We start from the raw sequence: 10,911 nt of genomic DNA on the forward strand, positions 1-10,911 counted from the left end.
TCCCCCGCGCCGGCCGCCGCGGCCGTGACGGCCGTCCAGGCCGCCGGCGCCTCGGGAGGCCCGCCCGGCACGCCGGCGCTGGAGGCGCCCGCGGCCAGCGCAGGCGCGCCGCCGCTCAGCGCGGCACCGAGCCGATGACCTCGAGCATGGGCGCGTGCAGCGACGGCGGCGCGGCGACGATGTCGCCCGTGTCGAGCATGCGCTCGCCGCCGGCCATGTCCGTGACGAGCGCGCCGGCCTCCCGCGCGAGGAGGATCCCGGCGGCGACGTCCCACGGCTTGAGCCGCTGCTCCCAGAACCCGTCGAACCGGCCCGCCGCCACGTAGGCGAGGTCGAGCGCGGCCGAGCCGAAGCGGCGCACCGCGCGCGCCCGGCGCAGGAACGCGCCGAAGAGCCGCAGCGGGTAGTCGTGGTGCTGGTGGATGTCGTAGGGGAACCCGGTCACGAGGAGCGAGCCGACGAGCTCGGCGCGGCCGGAGTGGCGCAGGCGGACGTCGCCGAGGAACGCCCCCTCGCCGCGCGCCGCGGTGAAGAGCTCGTCGCGCAGCGGATCGTAGGTCGCGCCCGCCGCGAGGCCGCGCGCGTCCGCGACCGCGACGTTCACCGCGAAGTGCGGCACCCCGTGCGCGTAGTTGGTGGTCCCGTCGAGCGGGTCCACGAAGAAGCGGAGCTCGCCTCCGTCGCCCCCCGAGACGCCCGACTCCTCCGCCAGGATGGCGGCGCCGGGGAGGCGGCTCCGGAGGAACCCGAGGACCGCGGCCTCGGCCGCCCGATCCGCGTCGGTGACGAGGTCGATCCCGCCCTTCAGCTCGATGGTGCGCTTCCCGCCCCACTTCTCGCGCAGCACCGCCCCGCCCCGTCGCGCCGCCTCGGCGCACGCGTCCCTCAGCTCCGCCAACTCCGCCACTTGCACCTCCGTCTTCCGAGCGCCGCGGACGAGTCCCGCGGTCGCTCGAGAGCATAGCCACCTCGGCCCCCGTCCGCAGCCGTCGTGGGCGCGCCACGCCGCGCCGCCCCTCCCACCTCCACTCATCCCAGGATCACGCGACGCGCGCGGCGTTCACGTTTCGTTCACAACTCTCGTGCGGTGAATTAACCTCCCGCGAACTTTCCCCCTGGGTGGATCTCATGATCGCACGCCGCCTCGCAGTCGTCCTCGCCGCCGCCCTGGCGGCCTCTCCCGCCGCGCGGGCGCAGACGTCGCCCTCGCGGCGCGCGCCTGCCAGCGCCGCGAAGAAGCCCGCGGCGAAGGCCCTCGCGGCGCCGGCCGCGGTCGCCGCGGAGCCCGCGCCCGCTCCCGCCCCTGTGGCCCAGGGGCCCGCCCCGGTCGCGGCGGAGACGGCGGGCGGGCTCTCCCAGGAGCCGCCGGCGGGCTGGTTCGCCGAGCCGGAGTGGCGGATCGCGACGCTCCTCGGCGCAGAGTTCGGGATCGGGGACGCGAGCTACAGCGCCCTGAAGCTCCGCGTCGACGCGGAGCGCACGGTGCGCGCGCTCTCGCCGCGCGCGGCGCTCGGCTGGGTGATCTCCGCGGGGGTGCTGCACGCGTCGGACTCCCAGGACGTCCCCGTGCCGATGATGGGCACCGTCGCGATGGAGTGGGGCGCGAACCTCTTCGAGGTGGTGCCCGCGGCGCGCGTGACCTACGCGCTCGGCCCGAAGCTCTGGATCCACGGAGACGCCGGCCTCGGCGTCGCCTACACCGCCGCGTCCGGCTCCGTCGACGTCCCGGGCATCGGCCACGTCGAGCCGGTCTCGGGCGGCGTCGCCGGCGTGGCGCGGCTCGCGGGCGGGCTCGCGTTCACGCCGACCCCGAACGTCCGCGTCGGCGCCCAGCTCGTCGGCTTCGACGTCCGGTTCGGCGACGGCGTCGGCTCCGCCTTCTCGTTCCTCGTGTCCGCGAGCCACCGCCTGTGAGCTCCGGAGGACCCGCCATGAAGATCCCCCTCCTCGCCCGCGCGCTCCTCGCGCTCGTCCTCGCCGGCGCGGCCGGCGCCGCCGCCGCCGCCCAGTCCGGCGCGATCCCGCTCCCGCCGCCGCCGCCGGGCACCTCGCGCCTGCCGGCGTCGACTCCCGGCGGGCGCGACCCGCTGCGCGCCGCGGCGCTCTTCGGCTTCTCCCGCAGCCAGGACGGCGGCGACCTGTCCCCCATGCTGCGGCTCGAGGGCGTGCTCCCGCTCTCCCGCACGCCCGCGGGGCTCTCCGTCGGGCTCGTCGCCCCCCTGCGCGCGGTCTACGTCCGGCCGAAGGAGGCCGACGGCATCGAGACGAGCGGCGTGAGCTTCGAGGCCACGCCCGGCGTGCGGCTCGCGCTGCCGCTCCGCGGCGGAAAGGCCGCGGTCCGCGCGGACGCGGGCGTGGGCGTCGTCCACCACCGCGTGACGGTCCTCGTCGACCAGGTGTTCGTCGGCCGGATCCGCGAGACCCAGACCTCCACCACCGGGATCTTCCGCCTCGGCCTCGGCGGCAGCGTCGCCCTCTCGCCCAAGCTCGTCCTGGATCTCGAGCCCCTCTCCGTCGGCTACGACCTCGACGGCGGCGCCGACTGGTCGTTCGCGGCCGGCGTCTCGTTCCGGCTCTAGGAGCAAATCCACCATGCGCCTCCCCACGAGCACGAAGCTCGCCGTCGCCCTCGCCGCCCTCCTCGCCGCGGCGTGCCAGCAGGACACGATCACCTCCCCCGACGCCTCCTGCCGGCCGACCGGCACCGCCTGCGGCGAGAACGCCGACTGCTGCTCCTACGGCTGCGTGCAGGGCACCTGCATGCGCAACCCGCTCGAGGGCGGGATGTGCCGGAACAGCGACGACTGCGGCTACCCGCGCGTGTGCGTCGCGAGCCACTGCACGAGCGAGGTGCAGTGCCGCGTCGACGGCGACACCTGCGGCTTCTCGAACGAGTGCTGCAGCGGCCTGTGCCGGATGGACACGAACACCTGCGCGCCGGACCGCGCGCCCGTCGCCGACGCGGGCGCGGACGCGACCGTCCCGCGCCACGTGCCGTTCACGCTCTCCAACGCGAGCAGCGATCCGGACGGCACCGCGCTCGAGTACACCTGGTCGCTCCGGCCACCGCCGGGCTCGACCACCGCGGTGCTCTCCAGCACCACCGGCGCGACGCCCTCGTTCACGCCGGACGTGACCGGCCTCTACGAGCTCACGCTCACCGTGTCCGACGGCTTCCTCACGACCACGGACACGGTCGTCGTCACGGCGATCAACACGGCGCCGGCGGTGACCGTCACCGTGCCCGCCACCCAGTCGCGGAACGTCTCGTTCACGGCGCAGGGGACGGTCGCGGACGCCGACGGGGATCCGCTCGAGTGCAGCTGGACGGTGACGCCGCCGGGCGGCACCGCGCAGCCCGCCGGCACGCCGGGCTCCTGCCGCGGCGCGGTCTCGCTGCCCGTCACCTGCGGGCCGGCGCCCGCGGACGAGGGCGACTGGGTCGTCACGCTCGCCGCGACGGACGGCGTGAACACCACCACGGTCCCGAAGACGGTCACCTGCGTGAACGACGCCCCCGTCGCCGAGGCGGGGCCGGCGCGAGCGGTGAACCGCACCGCGACGCCCACGGTCTGGCCCTCGGTGGCGACGCAGGCCAGCGCCACCGACGTCAACGGGGACACGACCTTCACGTGGGCCTGGGCCGTCGTCGACACGCCCACCGGCAGCGCCGTGACCGCCGGCTCGCTCACGGGCGCCGACACGGCGAGCGCGAGCTTCACCCCCGACCTGCTCGGCGACTACGTGTTGCAGGTGACGGTGTGCGATCGCCCGGGGGCCTGCACGAGCGATACGGTCACGGTGACCGCGTACCCGCACATCCAGGACCTCGGCCACGAGGTGCGCGACGCCGAGTACGCCGCCGGCAAGATCGTCCTCGTCGGCGCCGATCCGGCGGTCGCCGGCGGCGGCCGGCTGTGGGTGCTCGACGCCAACACGGGCGCCGAGACCGCGAGCGTCGCGCTCCAGACCGCGCCGAACGTCGTCGGCGTGCTCGCCAGCGGCGCGACGGCGGTCGTCGGCGACGACGTCTGGCTGCGGGTCGTCTCGCTCGGCGCCACGCCGGCCGTCACGAGCTCGATCTCCGCCAACTTCCAGGTGAACGATCTCGCCGCCGTCTCGTCGAGGCACGTGTTCGTCTTCCCGAAGGCCTCCGGCCAGTGGATCGGGGACCTCGACACGAGCAACGGCGCGCTCACCACGCGCGGCCTGTACGGCACCGCCGGGGCGGCGGATCCGACGGACCCGAACCGCTTCTACGTCGCGGACGGCAGCTCGGTGGAGCAGTGGGTGCTCCAGAACAGCGGCGATCTCCTCCAGCTCGGCACGGCGTCGGGGTGCACCTCGGCCCGGCTGTGGGTGGAGCAGAACGGGAACCACCTGTTCTCGACCTGCAACCTCATCTACTCGACGGCGGACTACCTCTCGGCGTCGATGGGATCGTTCCCCGGCGTGACCTCGGTGCGGTTCGCGCACGCGGACACCCTCGGCAACGTGGCGCTCCTCGACGCGACGGCCACGGCCGTCCACCGCTACGACGCCTCCTTCGTGGCGCTCCCCGGCGCCGCCACCGAGCCCATCCCCGTCTGGGCGGAGGCCAGCGCTCCGTACGCCGCCGAGGGCCTGTTCGTGTTCGTCGCGCCCGACGGCAGCCGGAACGCCATCGTGCGCGCGACGGTCGGCGGGGCGACGCGCTACGGCCTCGTGAAGTTCCCTCAGTAGCTCCGCGAGCCGCGGGCCCCCGCACCGCCGGGGGCCCGCGCCACGTTCCGGACCGCGGGCCCGCGCTGCGCTACACTCGGGGGCATGCTCAAGCTCCTCGCGATCCTGCGCACGATCTTCCTCATCTTCATCATCGGGTACACCGTCCGTGCGACGCCGTTCCTCGGGGACTACGCGCGCACGTTCGACGAGCAGTACGCCCGCTGCGCCACCGGGCTCGGGCTCCTCGTGCGGGCGGCCTGGATCGCCATCGCCTGGATCGCCTTCGAGACGGTCATCGGCTGGTGGCTCGCGGCCCGCACCGCCCGCGCCTCGCGCGCGAAGCTCGGCGCCGACGTGCCGAAGGGAGGCGGCGAGCCGCCGTTCGCGCCGCCGGGCCACCGGTAGCCCTTGCTGCGGGCCCGCACCCTCCTCTACCGGCTCCGCTCCTGGCTTCACCGCCGGGAGGTGAGCGTCTGGTACGACCCGCGCTACCGCCTGCCGCTGTCCGGGCTCGAGGTCGGCGCGGGGATGGAGCCGCGCCGCGCCGACTTCGTCATGTGGTGGCTGCGCGAGTGCGGCGCCGTGCCCGCGAGCGCGGTGCACGCGCCCCGCCGCATCGCCTACGACGACCTCGCCCGCGTCCACACGCCCGAGCTGCTCGAGTCGCTCGGGCGGCCCGCGACCATGGCCCACATCTTCGCGGTGGACCCGTCCGACGTGCCGGTGGACGAGGTCATGACCACCATCCGCCTCGCCTGCGGCGCCACCCTGGCCGCGGCGCGGGAGACGCTCCGGACGAAGCACCCCGCCCTGAACCTGCTCGGCGGATTCCATCACGCCGCCCCCGGCGCGGCGGGCGGCTTCTGCCCGGTGAACGACGTGGCCGTCGCGGTGGCGGCGCTGCGCGAGGACGGCTTCTCGGCGCGCGTCGCGGTGCTCGATCTCGACGCCCACCCGCCCGACGGGATCGCCGCCTGCCTGGCCCGGGACCGCGACCGCTGGATCGGCTCCATCTCCGGATCCGACTGGGGCCCGCTCGAGGACGTGGACGAGACGGTCCTGCCGGAGGGAGCCGGCGACGCGGCGTACCTCGAGGCGCTCACCGCCCTCCTCGAGCGGATGCCGCGCCCGCAGCTCGCGTTCGTGCTCGCGGGGGGCGACGTGCTGCAGGGGGATCGCTTCGGGAAGCTCGGGCTCACGCTCGAGGGGGTCCGCGAGCGCGATCTCCTCGTGGCGACGGAGCTCGACGGGGTCCCGACGGTGTGGCTGCCCGCCGGCGGCTACTCCAGCCTCGCCTGGCGCGTGCTCGCCGGGACGGGCATGGCGCTCGCGGCGGGCTCCTCCGAGCCCATCCCCGCCGACTACGACCCCCTCGGCGCGCGCTTCACCGTGCTGTCCCGCGAGATGTCGCCGGGCGAGCTCACCGAACAGGGCGAGCTCACCGCCGACGACCTCGAGGAGGCGCTCGGGATCCGGCCGCACCGGCAGCGGCTCCTGCTCGGCTTCTACACCGCCTCCGGGATGGAGCACGCGCTCTTCCGCTACGGGATCCTCGCGCAGCTCGAGCGGCTCGGGTACCGGCAGTTCCGCGTCACGTTCGACTCCACCGGCCTCGGCGAGCGGGTCCGCCTGTACGGTGAGTCGGAGGCCCAGGAGCACGTGCTCGTGGAGCTCGTCCTCGAGCGCAGGCGGGTCCTCGGCGTGGAGGTCCTGTACATCCACTGGCTCTCGCTGCGGAACCCGCGCGCGCAGTTCAGCGAGCGCCGGCCGCGCCTCCCCGGCCAGGACGTTCCCGGCCTCGGGCTCGCGCGCGAGGCGGGCACGATGCTCGCGCGCATGGCGGTCCGGCTCGGCCTCGGCGGGGTCGTGTTCCGGCCGGCCTATTTCCACACCGCCTACGCCGCCCGCTACGCGTTCGCCTTCATCGACCCCGAGCGGCAGGGTCGCTTCGACGCGCTCATCCGCGACCTCGCCCACGTGCCGCTCCTCGAGGCGACGAACGCGGTCGCCGAGGGGCGGGTGCTCATGGACGGCGAGCCGTACACGTGGGAGGCGGACGAGATGGCGTACTGGCTGCGCGAGTCGCCCGCCGACGCGGGCGAGGTGGAGCGCGAGCGGGAGCGGGTGCGGTTCTCGCTCGTGCCGGCGCCCGTGCCGCCCGCTCCGGAAGCCCGCTCCTGACGGTCACTCCCCGAGGAGCTCGCGGACCTCCCCCTCCAGCTTTCGCCCCTCCGCCACGTCGTATCCCAGGTGGACGAAGCGGACGACCCCGGCGCGGTCCACGAGGAGGGTCGTCGGCAACCGGCTGATCGAGAACGGCGCCGAGAGGCGGCCCCCGCCGCGGTCCCACAGGATGGGGAACGACACCGGGGTCGCCGAGAGGAACGCCTCCACCATCGCGCGGTCCTCGTCGAAGGCGACGCCGTACACGGCGAGCCCCCGTGAGGCGTAGTCGCGGGCGAGCCGGTCGAGGAGGGGGAGCTGCTCGCGGCACGGCTCGCACCAGCTCGCCCAGAAGTCGATGATCCGCACCTTCCCGGCCGAGTCGCCCGGGACCCGCACCTCCCGCCCCGCCAGGTCCTCCGCGGTGAGCTCCGCGCGCTGGCCGATCAGGGGGGAGCGCTGGACGGTGCGCCCTCCGGCGCAGGCCGTGGCGAGGAGAGCGAGGAGGACGAGAGCGCGGCGCATCGTCACATCATAATCGGGGGCCGCGGGGGCGCCGGCTTCACGCTGCGTCCACCCGCGCCGACGCCCGCCCCGGCGATGGAAATCCCGTACCGCAACGGAGGTTTCCGGGGTGTAAATGATCTTCGACAAGATTGAGCGAAGCACCCTGTGTCATCGTCCGCGGAACTCCGCGGCCGTTGGCCGGCGCATCCGCCGAGCCTTGCCGCGACGCACCCACGCTCGAGGTGAGCTCCTGATGCGCAACATCACACCAGTCATCGCCCTCGGACTGGCGATCCTCGCCGGCCCCGCGGTGCGGGCAGACACGGTCGAGGTGACCTCGACCACGCTCCTCACCGTGGGTGAGCAGACGCGCGGCGGCGTGCCGGGTGAGAAGCCCGAGCTCGTCACCGTCGCCCCCGCGTACGAGATCCTCAACATCGCCGCGCGCGGCGTGACGAACCCGATCGCGAAGGACCTGCAGCTCGTCGTCTCGACCTGGGGCTCGTACGAGCTCGCGGATCGGCGCTGGGACAACGGGACGGGCTCGGACCTGACCGGCGACGTCATGACGGGCTACCTCTCGGGCCGCCTGCTCGGCGACGCGCTGACGCTCCGGCTCGGCCGGACGCACGTCATGACCGGCGTCGCGCGGATGATCCAGCTCGACGGCGGCGAGGCGATCGTGACGCTGCCCTTCGGCCTCCGCCTCTCCGGCTACGCCGGCGCGCCGGTGTCGCAGCGGTTCGGCACGCGCAGCGGCGTCCGCAGCTGGAACCCGGTCGCGGGCGATCTCGCCTACGGCGGGCGCGCGGCGGTCTTCGTCCCCATCCCGGGCTACGCGGGGCGCGGCCTCGACGTCGGCGCCTCGGCGAACTTCGTCGAGGACGGCGGCGACCCCGTCCGCCAGGAGGTCGGCGCGGACTTCCGCCTCCAGCCGCTGGCGAAGAACCTCACCCTCTCCGGCTTCGGCTCCTACAGCCTCTACGACGAGCGGTTCTCCGAGGGGAACGCGGCGGTGAGCTGGTCGGTGAAGCCGCGGCTGCACCTCACGGCCGACTGGCGCTTCACCGCGCCGGACCTCTTCCTGGCGCGGAACTCGATCCTGTCCGTCTTCTCGACCGAGCGCCGCAACGACATCGGCGGCGGCGTCCGCTACGAGCTCCAGCACGGGCTCGAGGTCGGGGCCGACTACCACCTCGCCATCGAGCCCGGCGAGGACGGCGACTACTACGGCCACCTGGTCCAGGGAAGCCTCGACTGGGAGCGCGGCGAGACCGCCGCCGGCGCCGAGGTGTTCTACCTGGACGCCCTCGAGAACGGGTACGTCGGCGGCCGGCTCTTCGGTCGCCAGGACTTCGGCAAGTTCTTCGCCGCGGCGGACGTGCTCGGCCACTTCTTCCGCGAGCAGGTGAACGGCGAGGACTACTCGATCTCCGGCACGCTCACGGCGGGCGTCGAGCTCGCCAAGGGCTTCAGCGCCGTCGTCGCGGGGCGCGCCGGCATGACCCCCTTCCTGGAGCAGACGTACGACGTCATGGCGAAGCTCGTTTACAACCAGACCTACCGCATCCGGGAGGTGCGCTAATGAACCGCACGCTCCCCGTCGTCCTCGCGGCCGCGCTCGTCGCCGCGGGCTGCAGCGCCAAGGCGAAGAAGGTCGAGAAGGACGAGAAGGCCCAGCGGCCCGAGACCGAGTTCGTGCACTCGATCCACGTGGATCAGGGCATCGAGTGCACGGACTGCCACGCCGGGATCGACAAGGCGACCTCGCTCACCCAGCGGCACCTCCCCGCCACCGACAAGTGCAAGGAGTGCCACGAGGACAAGACCGCGCCGAAGCCCGCCGCGATCGAGCCGCGCCTCAGCTTCTCGCACGCCAAGCACCTCGGCCAGGCCGCGGTGAAGGGGAAGTGCGACACCTGCCACAAGAAGCTCCCGGAGGCCGGTGAGCCGTTCTGGTCGCCGCCGATGGACATCTGCACCTCCTGTCACAAGCACCAGACCGACTTCAACGAGGGCCGCTGCCGGCCCTGCCACGTGGACCTGAAGGGCTACTTCCCCGAGCGTGCGTACGCGCACAAGGGCGACTGGCTCCGGCTCCACGGCCCGCTCGCGCGCCCGAGCGCGGAGAGCTGCGCGCAGTGCCACGACCAGACCTACTGCTCGCAGTGCCACTCGCCCACCACGGCAGCCGCCCGCCCCTCGATCATCTTCCCCGAGGAGGTGAAGCGGGACTTCATCCACCGCGGTGACTACGTCTCGCGCCACATGATCGAGGCCGCCCAGGATCCGGCGAGCTGCTCGCGCTGCCACGGCAAGAAGTACTGCGAGTCCTGCCACGAGCAGCAGAACCTGACGAAGCTCTTCAGCGGCTCGCGGGTCCCCGCGACGCACGAGAAGGCCGGCTGGGCGAACGACCGCGCGAGCGGGAACTTCCACGGCGACGCCGCCCGGCGCGACATCTCGAGCTGCGCCGCCTGCCACGACCAGGGCGCCGACTCGGTCTGCGTGCTCTGCCACCAGGTCGGCGGCGCGGGCGGGAACCCGCACCCGCGGACGTTCCTCCGCAAGCACGACGACGACGACCGCCGGAACAACACGATGTGCGCGGCGTGCCACCACGGCACGTAGCGTGAGCTGATCCTCGGCCCGGGCCGCGCCAAGCGCGGCCCGGGCCTTTCCACGTCGGCGAACGATACCGGGCCTGCGGCGGGCGTCCTCGCTCCTTGCGCCTGCGGCGTACGGAAGCAGTCTCAGGATTCGTCACATTTTCGGCTGCTGACCGAGGGAGCGGCTTCGTCGGCCGAGCGGCGCACCGCGCGCTCCGGCTGGGCATCGACGGGTCAGCACGCGCGCGCCGGGAACGCTCCGGGCGGAGCACTGCGGGCGGCAGCGCGGTGAGCGTCACCGGCGGGGGCGCAGGGGTTCGGAAGCCCGGAAGTACGCGAGCGGCGAGTCGACGCTCTAGCCGCGCGGCCATTGCGAACCCAATCCCGGTTCGCCGGAGGTTCCGCCAGCTCCGTGGCGGCCGCAAATCACGGCGCCCACATGCCCAGCTGCATCCCGGGACGCAGGGGCACCGCGCCAGCGCGCGAGAGTGTCGATGGCCTATCGCCCGCGTCGCGGCGGAAGCGATCCATGTGCTCGCGCCCGAAGGTGCTCTCCGCGTGAAGCAGGTTGTGGGCTCGGCAGGCGAGCCGAAGATTCTCGATCGTGGACGGTCCCCCGAGGGCGGCGGGCTGGATGTGGTCGAGCTCGAGCTTCCAGCGGCTGTTGCAGCGGCAGCCGTCCGGGCCGACCCAGGCGCAGCGCCCGCCGTCGCGCTTCCACACCGCGCGGCGCACTATCGCCGGGATCGTGGTCCTCGCAGCCGGCGGCTTCTCGGTCTTCTTCGTCGCGGCGGCATTCGCCGTCCCGGCCTGCTTCGCTCCCTTCGTCTTCCGCTCCGGCGCGACCGCGCCCTTGCGCTTGCCGTGCTTCTGGATGGCGCAGCGGATCGCCTCGTGAAGCACCGCCGCGAGGTCGCCGTCCGGGACC

10 protein-coding genes are annotated in these 10,911 nt (G+C 73.9%); 7 read left to right on the plus strand and 3 right to left on the minus strand.

Translation table 11 applies throughout. The annotated features are described in order from the left end of the window. Positions 1–115: 115 nt before the first annotated feature. The gene (locus MNY60_RS22145; protein ID WP_242341115.1) at positions 116–907 is read right to left on the minus strand and encodes an inositol monophosphatase family protein; all 792 of its coding nucleotides are present in this window, start codon (positions 905–907) and stop codon (positions 116–118) included. Positions 908–1,128: 221 nt separating this feature from the next. Between MNY60_RS22145 and MNY60_RS22150 the strand changes: the two genes are divergently transcribed. The 5 genes from MNY60_RS22150 to MNY60_RS22170 all read left to right on the plus strand — a co-directional run bounded on the left by MNY60_RS22150 (position 1,129) and on the right by MNY60_RS22170 (position 6,885). After that, complete coding sequence (locus MNY60_RS22150; RefSeq protein WP_242361907.1) at positions 1,129–1,914, plus strand: hypothetical protein; 786 nt, start codon at positions 1,129–1,131, stop codon at positions 1,912–1,914. A 17-nt stretch (positions 1,915–1,931) separates the two neighbouring features. Continuing rightward, the gene (locus MNY60_RS22155) at positions 1,932–2,579 is read left to right on the plus strand and encodes a hypothetical protein (RefSeq protein ID WP_242361908.1); all 648 of its coding nucleotides are present in this window, start codon (positions 1,932–1,934) and stop codon (positions 2,577–2,579) included. Positions 2,580–2,592: 13 nt separating this feature from the next. Beyond that, positions 2,593–4,722, plus strand: coding sequence for an Ig-like domain-containing protein (locus tag MNY60_RS22160; protein ID WP_242361909.1), 2,130 nt, complete (start codon positions 2,593–2,595; stop codon positions 4,720–4,722). An 84-nt stretch (positions 4,723–4,806) separates the two neighbouring features. After that, positions 4,807–5,109: a hypothetical protein gene (locus MNY60_RS22165; protein ID WP_242341111.1), complete on the plus strand. Its 303-nt coding sequence runs from the start codon at positions 4,807–4,809 to the stop codon at positions 5,107–5,109. Between the two features lie 3 nt (positions 5,110–5,112). Continuing rightward, positions 5,113–6,885: a histone deacetylase gene (locus MNY60_RS22170; RefSeq protein WP_242341110.1), complete on the plus strand. Its 1,773-nt coding sequence runs from the start codon at positions 5,113–5,115 to the stop codon at positions 6,883–6,885. A gap of 3 nt (positions 6,886–6,888) precedes the next feature. On the opposite strand, the gene MNY60_RS22175 is transcribed toward MNY60_RS22170, so the two are convergent. Continuing rightward, entirely contained in the window at positions 6,889–7,392 is a 504-nt protein-coding gene (locus tag MNY60_RS22175) for a TlpA disulfide reductase family protein (RefSeq protein ID WP_242361910.1), read from the minus strand. Between the two features lie 235 nt (positions 7,393–7,627). Between MNY60_RS22175 and MNY60_RS22180 the strand changes: the two genes are divergently transcribed. After that, a complete protein-coding gene (locus tag MNY60_RS22180) occupies positions 7,628–8,959 on the plus strand; it encodes a hypothetical protein (protein ID WP_242341108.1) in 1,332 nt (443 codons plus the stop codon). Beyond that, positions 8,959–10,005: a cytochrome c3 family protein gene (locus tag MNY60_RS22185; protein WP_242341107.1), complete on the plus strand. Its 1,047-nt coding sequence runs from the start codon at positions 8,959–8,961 to the stop codon at positions 10,003–10,005. The genes MNY60_RS22180 and MNY60_RS22185 overlap by 1 nt, the downstream gene beginning before the upstream one ends. A gap of 404 nt (positions 10,006–10,409) precedes the next feature. On the opposite strand, the gene MNY60_RS22190 is transcribed toward MNY60_RS22185, so the two are convergent. Continuing rightward, positions 10,410–10,911 (minus strand): HNH endonuclease (locus tag MNY60_RS22190; RefSeq protein ID WP_242361911.1); only part of this gene is annotated, 502 nt, incomplete at its 5' end.

It is taken from the genome of Anaeromyxobacter sp. SG17, from assembly GCF_022690695.1.
GTDB classification, from domain to species: domain Bacteria; phylum Myxococcota; class Myxococcia; order Myxococcales; family Anaeromyxobacteraceae; genus Anaeromyxobacter; species Anaeromyxobacter soli.